13 protein-coding genes are annotated in these 15600 nt (G+C 45.4%); all 13 read left to right on the top strand.

Annotated features, from left to right (window positions below; all coding sequences use genetic code 11):
* The first annotated feature begins 163 nt into the window (after nt 1–163).
* The 13 genes from ACHHV8_RS36180 to ACHHV8_RS36120 all read left to right on the top strand — a co-directional run bounded on the left by ACHHV8_RS36180 (nt 164) and on the right by ACHHV8_RS36120 (nt 15573).
* Complete coding sequence (locus tag ACHHV8_RS36180) at nt 164–3565, top strand: S-layer homology domain-containing protein (RefSeq protein WP_395164252.1); 3402 nt, start codon at nt 164–166, stop codon at nt 3563–3565.
* Nucleotides 3566–3655: 90 nt separating this feature from the next.
* Complete coding sequence (locus ACHHV8_RS36175; RefSeq protein WP_395164251.1) at nt 3656–4249, top strand: hypothetical protein; 594 nt, start codon at nt 3656–3658, stop codon at nt 4247–4249.
* An 86-nt stretch (nt 4250–4335) separates the two neighbouring features.
* Nucleotides 4336–4602, top strand: a complete 267-nt coding sequence (locus tag ACHHV8_RS36170; RefSeq protein WP_395164250.1) for an alpha/beta-type small acid-soluble spore protein — start codon at nt 4336–4338, stop codon at nt 4600–4602.
* A gap of 206 nt (nt 4603–4808) precedes the next feature.
* Nucleotides 4809–6014, top strand: a complete 1206-nt coding sequence (gene metK, locus ACHHV8_RS36165; protein ID WP_395164249.1) for a methionine adenosyltransferase — start codon at nt 4809–4811, stop codon at nt 6012–6014.
* Nucleotides 6015–6187: 173 nt separating this feature from the next.
* Nucleotides 6188–8815 carry a stalk domain-containing protein gene (locus ACHHV8_RS36160; protein ID WP_395164248.1) on the top strand — a complete coding sequence of 876 codons (2628 nt, stop codon included), beginning with the start codon at nt 6188–6190 and terminating at the stop codon, nt 8813–8815.
* Between the two features lie 121 nt (nt 8816–8936).
* Nucleotides 8937–10091, top strand: a complete 1155-nt coding sequence (locus ACHHV8_RS36155; RefSeq protein WP_395164247.1) for a sensor histidine kinase — start codon at nt 8937–8939, stop codon at nt 10089–10091.
* A gap of 3 nt (nt 10092–10094) precedes the next feature.
* Nucleotides 10095–10820, top strand: coding sequence for a response regulator (locus ACHHV8_RS36150; RefSeq protein ID WP_395164246.1), 726 nt, complete (start codon nt 10095–10097; stop codon nt 10818–10820).
* A gap of 110 nt (nt 10821–10930) precedes the next feature.
* A complete protein-coding gene (locus ACHHV8_RS36145) occupies nt 10931–11329 on the top strand; it encodes a glycosyltransferase family A protein (protein WP_395164245.1) in 399 nt (132 codons plus the stop codon).
* A 31-nt stretch (nt 11330–11360) separates the two neighbouring features.
* Complete coding sequence (locus ACHHV8_RS36140) at nt 11361–11669, top strand: hypothetical protein (RefSeq protein ID WP_395164244.1); 309 nt, start codon at nt 11361–11363, stop codon at nt 11667–11669.
* Nucleotides 11670–11744: 75 nt separating this feature from the next.
* Complete coding sequence (locus tag ACHHV8_RS36135) at nt 11745–13247, top strand: DEAD/DEAH box helicase (RefSeq protein ID WP_395164243.1); 1503 nt, start codon at nt 11745–11747, stop codon at nt 13245–13247.
* Nucleotides 13248–13303: 56 nt separating this feature from the next.
* Nucleotides 13304–14116, top strand: a complete 813-nt coding sequence (locus ACHHV8_RS36130) for a ComFC family protein (RefSeq protein WP_395164242.1) — start codon at nt 13304–13306, stop codon at nt 14114–14116.
* A gap of 626 nt (nt 14117–14742) precedes the next feature.
* Nucleotides 14743–15036, top strand: coding sequence for a flagellar biosynthesis anti-sigma factor FlgM (gene flgM, locus ACHHV8_RS36125; RefSeq protein WP_395164241.1), 294 nt, complete (start codon nt 14743–14745; stop codon nt 15034–15036).
* Nucleotides 15037–15072: 36 nt separating this feature from the next.
* Nucleotides 15073–15573, top strand: coding sequence for a flagellar protein FlgN (locus ACHHV8_RS36120; protein WP_395164240.1), 501 nt, complete (start codon nt 15073–15075; stop codon nt 15571–15573).
* Nucleotides 15574–15600: the final 27 nt, after the last annotated feature.

Below are 15600 nucleotides of genomic sequence, written 5' to 3'. Positions count from 1 at the left end.
CAAAATAAACTCTTTACCACTCTAGCTTTGCGGTGTATAATGTATGAGGGCATGCGAATGTCTAACTTACTATTTTATTGTTTACTAGTTTCTGCAATATTATACGTTGCAGACCTTAATAATACTTAATTCGCTCAACTCTGGGAAGGGGGTGAATCGGCTAATGAGGGAATCGAGCTCTAATTTATTTAAACAAAACTCTCAAAAACCGAAAGATATTCGAGGAGGAGAAAAAAAGGTTATGAAGAAAAGTTTATCTACAATTTTATCCCTTGCTATGGCATTCTCTATGTTTTCTTCCGTAGCATTTGGCGAAGAAGCTGCAAAATCGTCTGCTGATTTCAGCGATCTGAAAGATCTGGATGCAGCTACTAAAGCTAAGTTTGACGAAATGATTTCCGCTGGTGTATTTGACGGCGTAAGCGAAGGCACATTTGGTCTGAAAGACAAAATGAACCGCGCTCAATTCGCTAAAGTTGCAGCGTTGATCTTCAAATTGAAAGTTGACACTTCCTTGAAAACTTCCAGCTTCACAGATGTTCAAGCTGACGATCCAGCTAACGGATACGCTCTTCCTTACATCGAAGCTGTTAAAGCAGCAGGCATCACTGATGGTTATGCTCCTGGCGAGTACAACCCAGCTGGTGAAGTTACTAAAGAACAACTGGCAACTTTCTTGATCCGTGGATTGGGTAAAGATGCTGAAGCTCAAGCAACTCCAGGCGTAAGCGACAAAACAGTTTCCGACTGGGCTAAAGGTTATGTTGCTCTGGCACTTCAATTGAAATTGTTGTCCAGTGGTACTGACGGTACTTTCGGTGGTACTTCCGCAGCAACTCGTGATCTGCTGGTTCTTGGATCTTACGAAGCTAAACAACAATACAAACCAGTATTCAGCGGCAAATACGCTATCTCTTCTTTGAAAGCTACTGACGCTAATGTATTGTCTCTTCAATTGAACGGCGCTCTTTCCGAAGATGCTGCTAAAAACTTGAAAGTAGAAGTTAAGAAAGATGGTAATGTAGTGACTTCTGGCTACACTACTACTTGGAGCGATGACAAAACTACAGCAACTTTGACTTTTGAATCGAAATTCCAAGACAACAAGTTTGATGTTACAATCAGTGGTTTGGATAACATTGATGATGCAGCGAAAACTGCTTCCGTAACAACAACGCCTGAAAAAATCACGAAAATCGACTTTTTGACAGCTTCTGATACAATTCCTTTGACGAGAGACAAAAATGACAACTTGATTCAAAAGGTACGCATTGATTTCAAAGCAACTAACCAATACGGTGCAAAGACAAGCTTGAATGCAAGCAACTTTGATATTCGCGTAAATGGTGGTACTTTCAGCAATGTCGCTGGTGAACAAGCGATTCTTCTAAGTGAAGAAGAAGGTACTGAAAGAAATGACAGAATTTCTATCAGTGTTATGCACCAAGATAGCGGAGTTCAAGTTAATAAGATCTTTACTGTTGGTGACGAGTCCCTCGTTTCTAAAGTGGAAATTGGCGATTTGCTCAACGCTGCAGGTGTGAAAATTGATAACATCGAAGCAAACAGCACTAACAATTATCTGGACATTAAAGCTTATGACCAATATGGTTTCCGTGTTGAAGATAAGAGTGTTTTGAACGATGATGTATCTGTAAATTTCTCTGATAATGATCTCGAAGAAGGTCCTGGTACTGGTGACAGACCTAATGATCCATTCGTAGATGATGTTGTCGGCGACACTGCTGCTGATATGCAAATTCGCTCGACTAACAACGAAGAAAAAGATATTACTATTACTGTGTATGCGCGTGGTGGTAACTCTGCTACTAAGACAGTTCATGTAAATGCATCTAAAATCCCTGCAACTGTTGAGTTCGGCTCTTACAACTATACTTTGGCTGAGGGCGATGAACTTACTGGTGATGAGGATGTTGACAAAAAGTTCTATATTCCTTTGATTGCAAGAGATTCTAAGGGTGAATTGCTGGATGCGGATGATATCGTTGATGCATATAGCAACGGCGATAAAGACAGCAAATTTGATATTCGTTCTACTAGTGGTCTAACACTTGGTAAGAGCGGTAGCAAAAATGCGGAAATTGCCACAACAGGTGCTTACAAAGGATATCTCGTTGTTTCCAGCGTAGATAGAAAAGGCTCCCAATCGATTACAGTATCCTTGGAAGATCACAGAGAGGTTAGTGCTACTCTGAATATCTCCGTAAGTGATGCTCGTCAAGCTGATAGCATCAAGTTCTCCACTACGCCTAAGAAATACATTGTAGGTGGAACTGATACTGAATTGAAATATAAAATCTACGATCAAAATGGAACAGAGATGAAATATTCCACTGATCCTGATAATGATTACAAAGTGAAATTGTCTTACTCTGGTACTCCAACATCTACAGTACAAAACGGCGAAGATGTATATCTGGCATCTAAAGAAAAATCTGATGCTAATAATCGTAAATTTAAGCTTTCCACGGTGACTGGAACGACATATGCAGAGTTCCCTCTCTTTACTACTGATGCTGTGAAAGATCCTACTTTGGATCCATGGGATAACTTCTTTGATAAGTCTTTCAAATTCTATTCCACTCCAAATTCTCCAACAGGAACTTGGACTTTGAAAGCAACACTTATCAAAATTCCTAAAACAGGTTCAAATGCAGGTAAAGAAATTGAGCTTGATACATTGTCCACTACGATTGAGCGTATCGATCCAAGCAAATCTGAGAACAAGCTGACTTATGAAGCTTACTTGGATAAAGGTGTAAACAACACAATTCTTGCTGCTGATGACTATTTCGATGTGAACAACAAAGGTGTAGCTAACGGTAATGTAAGTGGAGCTACTTACTTGTACAACAACTATAAGAAGCTTACAAAAGAAGTTAAGCTGAGAGCTAAAAAGACTAATGGTGAAGAAGTTGCAGTACCATCCGGTTTGTATAGCTCCAACACAGCTAACTCGATTATCTCGGTTACTTCTAACAATCCATTGGTAGCTAATGTTCCTAATGGTGCACAGAACTTTGTTGCTGGTTTGGAAGCTGGTACTGCAAAAATTAGTGTCTTGTATAGAAACGCTAAAGGCGACCAAGAATCCAAAACTATTGATGTAACAACTAAAAATGAAGGTCCTGCTGTTGCTAGCATTGCGTTGCGTAAAACAGATAAAACTGTTGACCGTAACAGTATTGATGGCAAATACCTCTGGTCCAAAGAGCTTGCAGAAAAAATTACTGTAAAAGATCAATTTGGTGATGAAGTTGTATCTGAGTTCACTCCTGGTGCTACTAACGAAGAACTTAATGCAGCTGATCAATTCTTGATTAAAGCTAACGGTACTGGACAAAATACAAATGATGTGTTGAACTTGAACTTCTACATCTCCGATATCACTGGCGGTACTACAAATGATGTGTCTATTGATCCTTCTACAGGTCAAATTAGCTTCAATAGTGCATCTAACGTTTCTGGATTCACAATTAACGTTATCGCACCAAGTGGTGTAACTGCTGCATTTGGTGTGACAGTTACTGGCGCTGCTAACTAATCTCTACTAAAAGATGACCCTTCGGGGTCTTCTTTTTTTATCTCAAAAAGCTATACTTAATAGACATCAAACTTACTACAGAGGTGAAGCATGTCGAATCAACGAATCAAGATTGTCGTGTCCGGAGTACTCCTATGGGCAGCAACCATTGTCACAGCAGGCGCTGATGGCGGCACGTCTTCAGTGCAGCCAGGTTCAGTAGATGATCCTGTCATTACGAAGAGTTATTTTGAGCAAAATATTAGCAAGTACATAGCAGATGAGCTTTCCAAGCAGCAAGGAGGGAAAGGCTCTTCGGGATCCGGCAGCGGCACCACTACTCCTACAACAAATTCACCAGAGCCATCTATTCCTAGTGTACAAGCTCCGGCAGCGGAGGGCTCGGCTTCACTTGATGTCATTAAGCTGGAGCCCGGCCAATCCCTTTATGGCGGTGCAGGATCAGAAATTATTGTGCGTACAGGAAAAGTAACTGTGTTTAGTTCGGATGACAGTGGACTAGCCGATGTCACAATAGGTAAGGACATAACTGCAGGAGCTCCGGTGGAACTGAACCATCTGCTTATCGTTCCTCGCGAAGGACGAGGCATTAAGCCGGATCCTAAATCGAAGATTGAGATTTATGTTATGGTTCGTGGAAGCTACATGATAATGAATGCTGACGGATCCAAGGCTACATCATAAATTTTACCCAATCTGACAATGGTTTATACGGTTTCAGCTCCTTCGTAAGGACATACTACCAGTACATCACTTAGGAGGTGCACTTCATGGCTAAATCAAAAAAAGTTGTGCCGGAGAGTCATCAAGCATTGGATGTACTCAAGTATGAGATTGCTGCTGAGATGGGACTACCCGTGGGTAAAGCATTCGCTGATGCAAATGTGGAATTTGCAACAGAGCTAGGCGCTATTCCTGCACAGTCGGTCAAGGAAGATTATTGGGGCCACATTGCATCCAGAGACGCAGGAGCCGTAGGCGGGGCCATTACAAGTCGCTTGATCCGAAAAGCTGAGGAAATGATGTTTAACCTGTAAGCGTAAATTATAATAAACAGTATAGATCTTTGAATGTTAATTTTTTGGGAACTCATCGCAATTTTATTGACAGTACTCGACAAATCCAGTAAGATAATTTAATGACGGAAAGTGCGAATGTAACCTTTTCCACTCGGAAAAGGTTGATTTTTTGTATGTGTACTTTTATTAATAATTATGAATACTACTTGTAGGAGGTCGATAGTATGTCTATTCCACGCGGTCGACGCTTATTTACATCTGAATCGGTTACAGAAGGACATCCGGATAAAATCTGCGACCAGATTTCGGATGCGGTACTTGACGCATTTTTGAAAAACGATCCTAACGCTCGTGTAGCTTGCGAAGTTTCTGTAGCTACAGGGTTAGTTCTCGTAATTGGTGAAATTACGAGCCAATCGGAGTATGTAGACATTCAAGCGATTGCTCGTCAAACAATTAATGATATCGGTTATACTCGTGCTAAATATGGTTTTGACTCTAAAACCTGCGCAGTATTGGTATCCTTGAACGAACAATCTCCTGACATCGCACAAGGCGTTGATAAAGCTTTGGAAGCCCGTGAAGGTCAAATGACGGACGAGCAGATCGAAGCTATCGGTGCAGGCGACCAAGGGATGATGTTTGGTTTTGCGGTGAATGAAACACCTGAGCTTATGCCGCTTCCGATTTCGATTTCTCACCAACTGTCTCGCCGTCTGTCTGAGGTTCGTAAGAACGGCACCTTGCCTTACCTTCGTCCTGACGGAAAAACTCAAGTAACAGTTGAGTACGATGGTGACACACCTGTACGCGTTGACACGATCGTTGTTTCTACTCAGCACGGTGAAGAAGTGACTTTGGAGCAAATCCAAGCGGATATTAAGGAGCACGTTATTAAACCGATCGTTCCTGAGAAATTCCTTGATGAGAATACGAAGTACTTCATTAACCCTACAGGCCGTTTCGTTATCGGCGGACCTCAAGGGGATGCCGGTTTGACTGGCCGTAAAATTATCGTTGATACGTATGGCGGTTATGCACGCCACGGCGGCGGTGCGTTCTCCGGTAAGGATCCAACAAAAGTTGACAGATCCGGTGCTTATGCAGCTCGCTATGTTGCTAAGAACATAGTTGCAGCTGGACTTGCTGATCGCTGTGAAGTTCAATTGGCCTATGCTATCGGCGTAGCACAACCGGTTTCCATCGCTGTGGATACTTTTGGTACAGGTAAAGTTGAAGAGGAGAAACTGGTTCAGTTGATCCGCAAACACTTTGATCTGCGTCCAGCAGGTATCATCAAGCAATTGGATCTGCGCAGACCGATTTACAATCAAACGGCTGCTTACGGGCATTTCGGCCGTACAGATGTAGATTTGCCTTGGGAGCGTACGGACAAAGCGGAAGTGCTTAAGACGGAAGCCCTCGCATAATAGGAATAGTGATATTTGAAAGCCTGATTCTCGTTGGAGAGTCGGGCTTTTTTTGTGTCCATTTCTCGAAGTCTTGCGTAAATCTTGTATTTTTATCTTCATAGTATCGTAACTTTTATGAAAGATTTGGAGTCTATAATAGAGGAGAGTGGAAATAGAAGGGAGAACGCAACGTGATTAAACATAAAGCATGGTACAAGCTATCTACTGTTATTTTGTCCGCTATGATAGGATTATCGCCATTTTTGCCAATCTCGAATACGGCTGCCGCGGCAGAGCCGACTGTTACTTTAACCAACCAGGAGATTTTGACGTCGGGTGCCGTTCTGAAATCATATGTATGGAAATCGACACGAAGCAATAAAGAGTACACTACCAATGGTAAAGTGATTGAGGTTGACCTGACGAACCCGAATATCAAAGTTGATGTCATGACAGGAACGAATAATCAATTTACCAAGAAGCAAAGCGTGCTCGGCATGGCGACGGAAACTAAAGCTGTGGCCGGTGTAAACGGAGACTTTTATAACACACAGGCGGAAGGCGTACCGATGGGACCCGAAATTGCCAATGGGCAGTTGATGGCGACTCCACCGTATTTACCGGGTTTTTACTCTTTTGCTATTGATAAGAATAACGTACCTATCGTTGATTTATTTACTTTTGATGGCTCGGTTACGACGAAGGACGGCGCAAAGTTTGCGCTGGGCGGTATTAACAAGACGTATTATTGGTTTGAGCCAGGCGGCGAGCATAGCATGGTCGATGCCATGTTTATGTATACAAATACGTGGGGGCAGGTAGACCGTTCGAATGACGGGGTTACCGTACCTACGGAAGTATTGGTTGAGAACGGAATCATTAAACAAATTGCCGATAATGGGATTATCGATATGATTGCTCCGAAGGACGGATATATTTTACGCGCGTCGGGAAAAGCGGCTGATTTTGTGCGTCAGCATATGAAGGTCGGCGATCCGCTAAATTATAATTATCAGATTCTCCCTCAGGATGCTAGTAAAACGTATGATACGAAAAATTTTAAAATGATGATAGGCGGTCATACGATTCTTGTTGACGGCGGCCAGCCGACGGATTTTTCCCGTGAAGTCGCCAGTCTGTGCTGCACTCGTTCCAGAACGGCTATCGGTTACTCCAAAGACATGAAAACGGCCTATATTATTACAGCCGATAACGCTGGCGACAGCAAAGGTCTGACGATGACGGAGCTTCAGCAGTTCATGATTAAAGTAGGCGTATGGAAAGGGATGAACCTGGACGGCGGCGGTTCGACACAGATGGTTGCGCGTCCGCTTGGAGAAACAGCTCCTGTACTTGTGAACAAGACGGAGACCGGTATTCAGCGGCTGGTTGTTAACGGTGTCGGAGTGTACTCTCTAGCGCCGCAGGGTGCCGTCAAGGACTTGGTCATTCAGGCACCGCCCATATTATTTTTAAATGAACAGGCACCCTTAAGCTTCAAGGCATATGACGAATACTATAATCCGGTCGTGGATGCAGGTAAAGCAGCGGCTAGCGCCAAGTGGTCCGTCGATCCGGCGTACGGATCGTTTAAGGATAACATTTTTACACCGATCAAAACCGGCACGGTCAAAGTAACCGCAGCCTCCGGATCAGGAAGTCAAACCTCCGAGGTAGAGGTCGTTGGAAGAGATCAGATCGCAAGCCTCAAGATTAGCGTGGACAATCTTGCTTTAACCGAAGGGGAATCGTACCGGTTGCCGGTAATTGCGACAACCCGCTCAGGAAAAACCAGAGAGGTTCCGCCGGAATTGATCCATTGGGAAGTCAGCGGCATTAAAGCGGTTATCCAAAACGGCGTCATGAAAGTGGACAGCTTAGCGGGCGTATCTCAAGCACAGCTTATTGCCACTTACGACGGTTACAGCACTATAGCAGCAATCGCGGTCGGACAAGATAAGATGTGGTACGATCTGGACAATTATGCGGTCATGACAATGTCTGCTGCAAAACCGGAGGAAGTCACAGCATCGGTGTATATTAAGCCGGATTCAAGCAATAACAAGTATCTTGAGCTGAATTATGATTTTACCAAAGGAACCGGTACGAAGTGGGCTTACGCTCAAATGGACACAGGGATTCAGATCGAGGGCGAGCCTCAGTTTATTAAGATGAAGGTGAACGGCGATGAGAGCCTGAATGCACTCAAAACGGAAATTAAAGATAACAGCGGCAAAATATTTTATGTGGAGCTTGCACCGCGGATCGATTGGAAAGGCTGGAAGCTGGTCTCCGCGGACTTGTCCGGCTTAGGTCTAAAATACCCGATTTCCGTAAAGAGTGTATATGTAGTTGACGATGAGATTGGTCAGGATGAAAGAGCAGCTAAAGGTACGGTTGCCATTGACGACATTATGTTCACATATAAAGGGCAGGTATCGACGCCTTCCAAGAACAGTGTTGGCCTGACTATCAATAAAACGGCAGTAACGGTCAACGGCAAGAACATGACATTAGAGCAGGCACCGGTCATTGTAAGCGGCAATACACTCATTCCGATCCGTTTTGTTACCGATGCTTTGGGCGGCGAGGTTCGCTGGGATGATCAGGAGAGAAAGGTAACGGTCATTCGAGGCAATAAAATGATTGATCTTTGGGTAGATAGTCCTGAATTGATTGCAAACGGCCAGCGGGTGACCGCGGAAGTAGCCCCGACGATTATGAACAACTTAACGGTCGTGCCGCTGCGGATTTTATCTGAAAACCTTGGATGGAAAGTGACTTGGGACGAGAAAACCAAGCATATTACACTACAATAATAGTTCCTAACTCCTCTTACAAACCATGCGAAATATGGTACTATATTGCTAGGAGTCTGTACTGAGCCCCATATCCTCTACAGACTCCGACAAGGATATTTTGAAGAGGAGACCTGACTGAATGCAAGGGGATGCCTTAGACCGCATAATTAAGAATGCGATTGATGTCATGGAGAGTAGTAAATACCAGATTTTCGAAATCTGTGAAAGTGTTCGGTCAGAGCGCAATGCATTAAATTACGAGCTGCAGCAAGTTCTAGAGGAAACCTCCAAGACCATTGACATGGTCGATCACTGTGAGATGGAATATCGTAAGGCTCGCATCCGTCTGACGGAGGTGAGCCGTGATTTTAAACGCTTTACGGAGGAAGACATTCGCTCGGCTTACGAGCTTGCGACGACGATGCAGACTCAGCTTGCCATGTACAGGGAAAAAGAGCTTTACCTGAAGACGAGGAGAGATGACCTGCAGAAGCGTGTCAAGAACGTGGACAAGCAGCTGGAGCGTGCAGAGTCTGTCGTCACCCAGGTAAACGTAGTGCTTGAGTATTTGTCGGGCGATCTGAACCAGGTGACCCGTCTATTGGAGTCGGCCAAAAACCGGCAGCTGCTGGGATTGAAAATCATTTTGGCCCAAGAAGATGAGCGTAAACGGATTGCCCGGGAAATACACGACGGTCTGGCTCAAACGATGGCCAATGTCGTTCTGCGAACGGAGATTGCGGAACGTATGCTGACAAAACAGGCATACTCCTCCGTTAAGGAAGAACTTGTGGATTTGAAGGGTCAGGTTCGGGGAGGCATTGAAGAGGTTCGGAAAATCATTTTCAATCTTCGTCCTATGGCGCTGGATGACCTCGGATTAATTCCCGCTTTGCGCAAGTTCGTACAGGATTACGAAGAAAAAACGAAGATTAATACCAAGTTTGAATTGATTGGCAAAGATGCCCGGCTGCCTTCCGGTATGGAGGTCGCGATTTACCGGCTGGTGCAGGAGGCATTTTCTAACGTGCTGAAGCATGCTCAAGCATCTCATGTTTCGTTGGAGCTGACCTATCAGCAGCAGATGGTGAAGATCGTTGTCATCGATAACGGAGTCGGATTTGTGGTGGATCATATTGACAGGAAGATTGAAAAAGGCAGCCACTACGGTTTGATTGGTATGAGGGAACGTGTGGAGCTGCTTGAGGGACGGATAGAGATTCAATCAACTAAAGATGCAGGCACGAAGGTATCGATTCTGATTCCTATTAAATCAGACTCAAAGGAGGAATAAATAGTGGACATCATAGGAAATACCAAACGCAATATCAGGCTGGTACTAGCCGATGATCACCAGTTATTTCGTGAAGGTGTGAAACGGATCATCAATATGGAGAACGACCTGGAGGTTGTCGGCGAATGTGGCGACGGAATCCAGGTTATTGAGCTGTGTAATACTTTGACGCCCGACATCGTATTGATGGATATCAATATGCCGATCGAGAACGGGGTTGTCGCTACCGAGAAGCTGAAGGATATTTTTCCAGATATTAAGGTAATTATCCTTTCGATTCATGATGACGAGAGCTACGTATTCGAAACGCTTCGTAAAGGAGCATCCGGGTACCTGCTCAAGGATATGGAAGCAGAGTCTTTGATCAACGCTATCCGCTCTGTTGTGGCCGGTCATGCTTACATCCATCCGAAGGTAACAGGGAAGCTGATTAATCAGCTGCGCCGGATGACCTACCTGGACGAGGTTGGTATTGCAGGCTCTGGCGGACAAGCGAAGGAAGCCGGCGTAAAATATGTACATAGCGATAACAGTCCGTTAACCCGCCGGGAAGCGGAAGTGCTGCGGCTGATGGCCGAAGGCAAAAGCAATAAGATGATCGGCGAATTCCTCTATATCAGCGAGAAAACCGTAAAGAACCATGTGAGCAGCATCCTGCAGAAGATGGAAGTGGATGACCGGACGCAGGCGGTTATTATTGCTATCAAGAATGGCTGGGTAACGCTGTAAAGGGGCGCATCCCCTTTTTTTACAACATTGAGGCGATGATCTATTTTCCCTAGGACAAGGAACCAACCCGATTAAGGCGGCATATACTGCTTTTAAGGGAGGGAGCCGCGATGTTATTAGGGTTACTATGGATCTTAGGCATTTATGCTGCAAGTATCGCCTTGGTGCATTGGTATTATCGCGATCAACGGAGGAAGTTGCGCGCCGTAACGCAGGTTTTGTTAATTACTCATAATAATCAAGCGCAGATTGAATGGTACATTCGTTCGTTATACTTTTTTTCGCGGCTAAAAGGGAGAGACATCCACGTTACATTGGCCGATGAAGGTTCGTCGGATGATACCTTGGCTATTGCCGGACGATTCCGCCAGGAGCTTCATCTTGATATATGTCATTTCGATTCCGTGAATGCATTCGATGCATGGATCGCTGAGCATGAAGATGAACAGGTCATTGTCGTTCGGCTTAGCCAGCAAGATGGTTTGGTAACCGCTTACAGAACAATCTGATCGGCTAAATCTGATAATGTGCGGGTGAGAAATGAAGGCAGTCTTATATGCAGTTGTAGATGGAGAAATGATTTCGTGGCAGGTCACATTAGATGTTAGAGCGGATGTTGCATACTGGCTCGGGCGGCAAAAGAATCCGGAGCGGATTTTGATGCTGGACCCGGCTCTTTCCTTTGGACAAGCCATTCTGCTTAAAGAGAAGATGAATAGACTCATTTGGAATGTCCGGTATGTAAGGGAAGGGAAATCCTCATGGTCTGCTTTCTATCAGCATGTGCTCGAAAGGCTCCATAAGGAAGCGGCTGATTTGATAAAACAATGGAAAGAGCAGGGACAATGACCACCCATCCAGTTTCGGCTGATGGAGTGCACAAGGGAACAAGCGGCGGCCTATGTGCGCACTTATGGAGGGAGCTTGTCAGGAACACAAGAAGAAATGCTTGAACGTGTGGCGTCCCTTATGCAAGGAAGAAGCCTGCTGTTGGATGAGGTCCGCCAGCTGCTGGATGAATATCAGTTGAAGGACGTATCGGCGGAACCGCTCATTTATTTGCAAACCGGTTATTTGCGGGGGCTGTGGGAGCTTCATCAAGGCATTCATCAGAAACATAAGGCAAGATTCTCTCTCATAAACAAGGAGACAGGCTACGAATGCCGGCGCTGCGGCGGCGGGTCTTCACAAATGGTTATGACGGAGTGCCTGTATTGCGGGACAGTATGTCCGTATTGCGAGCAGTGCCTCACCATGGGCAGATCCCGGTATTGTACAGTGATGATTGTGGCGCCTAGGGAGAGAGTACAATCCGGCTATGCCGTTTACCAAGAAAAGCGAATGATGGAGGAGGATGAAGACTTAAACCAATTTATTCGGCCCTGGGGCTTAAGCGAGATTCAGGCAGAAGCGTCCGGTCAAGCACTCACATTTATGAAAGGGATTGAATTACATAAGCATACAAAAATTAGGAATTCACCAAACCGGTTCCTTATCTGGGCGGTTACCGGGGCGGGCAAAACAGAAATGATCTTTCCGATGATTCATTATATGATCACACAAGGCGGCAAGGTGGTCATCGCTACGCCGCGGCGGGATGTGGTGTTAGAGCTGAAGCCGCGAATTGAAAAAGCGTTCTCCGCCCTTTCCGCTTCGGTCGTTACTTTATACGGAGGCAGCGACGAGCGGTGGGGGAACGGCGACATTACGATAGCAACGACGCACCAGCTAATGCGGTTTGAACAGGCATTTGACCTTGTCATCATCGATGAATTGGATGCCTTTCCTTATCATAATAATCCTATGCTGCAATACGCCGCAGAAAAGGTTTGCAAAACGGGAGGCATGACCTTGCTCCTATCGGCAACGCCTCCGTATCATCTTCAGAAGGCGACCTCCAGCGGCCGCTTGCCTCATGTAAAAGTCACGGCAAGATATCATCGGCATCCGCTGCCGGTGCCTGTGCTCATACGGAGTCACCCATTAAAAAAACAAATTCAAAATGCAACGCTGGATCAGCGTCTCCTCCGTATCATTCAAGCTTCTATGGATCGGGGCGCGCAGCTATTTGTGTTCGTGCCTAAAATTTATATGGTAGAGCCGCTTAACAGGCTTTTGAGTCAAGCCTTTCATCAAGTGGTCACTAGAGGCACTTCATCTAAGGATGACGAGCGTTCGGAGAAGGTCATGGATTTTCGCGGCAAGGATACCCGGATTCTTGTAACGACCACGATCTTGGAGCGGGGAGTGACGATCCCTAAGTCCGATGTGCTCATAGTGGATGCGGATGAGCAGATATTCGATGCCGCTGCGCTGGTCCGAAATGTCCGGCCGCGCAGGACGGTCCGCAGAGGATCCGGCAGGGAAGGTATATTTTGCAGCGAAAGAGAAGACGAGAGCGCAGCAGGAGGCGATAAGACAGATTAACGAGATGAACCGTCTCGCCCGCAAGAAGGGATATTTAATCGAAAAGGGGGCAAATCGTGGGAGAACTGTCTAAGAGCCCGGTTAGTAGGCTCATGAGCTGGATAACCGCATTTATAAATAAAACGGAGACGCTTTTGGTTCCTACCCGTCTGAACTGCATCACTTGCGGCGCGTCGTATGCCGGACATCCGCAGCTGCCTTTGTGCAAGGCGTGTGAGCGGGCCATTCCATGGATTCTCCAAGTAAAGTGCAGCCACTGCGGAAGACCGGGTGATTGTCCCGACTGTGTGCGCAGGCCTCAACCTTATATTGAGCAGAATCGGAGCGCCGTCAGCTACAGTCCGCAAATGAAGGAATGGCTGGCTCTTTATAAATACCGAGGGCACGAAAAGCTTCGCGGCTTGATCGGAACGATGCTGCTTCATGCTTACCATCTGCATAAGCAGGCTTCTACCCCAGAGATTTCCACAACAGCAGCAGGTACCGCCTTGTATGAATACATAACCTATGTGCCGCTAAGCGACATGAGACTGGCGGAAAGGGGCTTTAATCAAGCCCAGCAGATGGCGGAGGAACTAGGGAAAAGGACAGGACTGCCGGTGCTTCCCACGTTGGAACGAGTACGCCATACCGATAAGCAAAGCTTTAAAACGCGAGGGGATCGCCTAGAGGATCTGCAAGGCGTATTTCGCTTCCTGCCTGAATCCATGTGGAGGCTGGGGGCGCATGCCGCTCAGGTTGAATCGGAAATCCGATTGTATTTGGTGGACGATGTGTATACAACCGGCAGCACGTTGAATGAGTGCGCGCGAACGATGATGACTAGCGGCATTCCAATGAAAATATATGGTATTTGCTGGGCTCGGTAGCTAAGCGATTCGGTACAAAGATGTCAATAAAAATTCAGTGTACAAGCTGTCAGGCCTTAAGCTACACTATAGATAAATATAAACCGATATATGAGTTATGCGGAAGGGGGAGCTGTGTGATGAGCTTAAACGTCGATAATTGTCCACGCTGCGGAAAAATATATGTGAAGAACAATTATGGGCTTTGCGGCAGCTGTATCAGGAACATTGAAAACGAGTATGAGCTATGCTTGGAATATTTACGGGAAAACAAAAGCTGTCAATTGTATGAGTTGAGCGAGGCAACGGGAGTCTCGGTTAAGCAAATCACCAAGTTTATAAAGGAAGGCCGTATTTCTATAAAAAGTAATCCCAATATGTTCTATCAATGCGAAATATGCCATGAACCGATTCGGTCACATACGATGTGTGAGTCCTGCCGTCAAAAACTTGCAAAGGATACAAGTAATCTTCATGAGGATGAGCAGCGGAGACAGGCCTTGTTGCAGCAGAGCAACCCGTTATCTTATAATATAAAAGACCGATTGCGTGATCGACATCGGTGATGATAATCACATTTTAATATAAACTTTCTATGTAACTCCACCGATAAAAGTAGTAACGCTTTTTCGGTGGAGTTATTTTTAATGGAGAACGAGGTGGTAAGCTTGAAGATAAATGGAATCAATCCGGTCGGCCCAGTCAATCCCTATAAAAAGTCGCAGGACGCATTAACCGCTCAAAGCGCCGGAAAAACAGGCAGAAAGAAGGACCAAGTGGAGATATCGGACGAAGCGAAGGAGCTGCTTGAAAGCCAGAATCCGGCAGCCGCGGAGCGGGCAAGAGAAAAGGTTGAGGCATTAAAGAAATCGGTTTCCGACGGAACGTATAAGATCGATGCCAGAGCCCTTGCGGAAAAAATATTTCCTTTTATCAAATAAAAGCGTTTTACAATCTGATCAAACAGGTGGATGAGCATGGCATTTCAAGCTTTAGCGGAAGTATTAACAGCGTTGACCGACATTCATGAGACTTTATTAGAGCTGGCTGAGCAGAAGAAGCAGGTGCTCATCCGAAATGATGTTGAGCAGTTAATGAAGATTGTTAATCAAGAAAACAAGCTGGTCAAGAAAATTAATGAATTGGATCAGGCACGAATTGATGCCATAGGACGGATTATGATTGAGAAGGGATATAAGCCTAACCCGAAGGTGACCGTCAGCGATTTAACGAAAATTCTTTTTAATATAGAGGACAAGAAAACGATTCTGGGCTTGCAGAAGCAGCTGTTGTCGGCGATTCGAAAACTAAAGGAAGCCAATCAATTGAATCAGCAGCTTATTGAGCATTCGCTTGCTTTTATTGATTATTCCGTAGATATCATTGCAGGTCCGCCAGAGAACGAAGTGACCTATCAGCATCCGCATCATCAGCTTCAAGGCTCCAGAAGAGTGGGACTGTTCGATACGAGAGCGTAGTTTTTAGAGCATGAGAGGAGAATGATT

It is taken from the genome of Paenibacillus sp. TAB_01 (assembly GCF_043945595.1).
In the GTDB taxonomy this organism is placed as follows: domain Bacteria; phylum Bacillota; class Bacilli; order Paenibacillales; family NBRC-103111; genus Paenibacillus_S.
This window is presented reverse-complemented; position numbering and strand designations above follow the sequence as displayed.

Excerpts from the sequence above, each read along its gene's own strand:
- ACHHV8_RS36180 (WP_395164252.1), top strand. The coding sequence starts at position 164 with ATGAGGGAATCGAGCTCTAATTTATTTAAACAAAACTCTCAAAAACCG.
- ACHHV8_RS36175 (WP_395164251.1), top strand. The coding sequence starts at position 3,656 with ATGTCGAATCAACGAATCAAGATTGTCGTGTCCGGAGTACTCCTATGG.
- ACHHV8_RS36170 (WP_395164250.1), top strand. The coding sequence starts at position 4,336 with ATGGCTAAATCAAAAAAAGTTGTGCCGGAGAGTCATCAAGCATTGGAT.
- metK (WP_395164249.1), top strand. The coding sequence starts at position 4,809 with ATGTCTATTCCACGCGGTCGACGCTTATTTACATCTGAATCGGTTACA.
- ACHHV8_RS36155 (WP_395164247.1), top strand. The coding sequence starts at position 8,937 with ATGCAAGGGGATGCCTTAGACCGCATAATTAAGAATGCGATTGATGTC.
- ACHHV8_RS36145 (WP_395164245.1), top strand. The coding sequence starts at position 10,931 with ATGTTATTAGGGTTACTATGGATCTTAGGCATTTATGCTGCAAGTATC.
- ACHHV8_RS36140 (WP_395164244.1), top strand. The coding sequence starts at position 11,361 with ATGAAGGCAGTCTTATATGCAGTTGTAGATGGAGAAATGATTTCGTGG.
- flgM (WP_395164241.1), top strand. The coding sequence starts at position 14,743 with ATGGAGAACGAGGTGGTAAGCTTGAAGATAAATGGAATCAATCCGGTC.
- ACHHV8_RS36120 (WP_395164240.1), top strand. The coding sequence starts at position 15,073 with ATGGCATTTCAAGCTTTAGCGGAAGTATTAACAGCGTTGACCGACATT.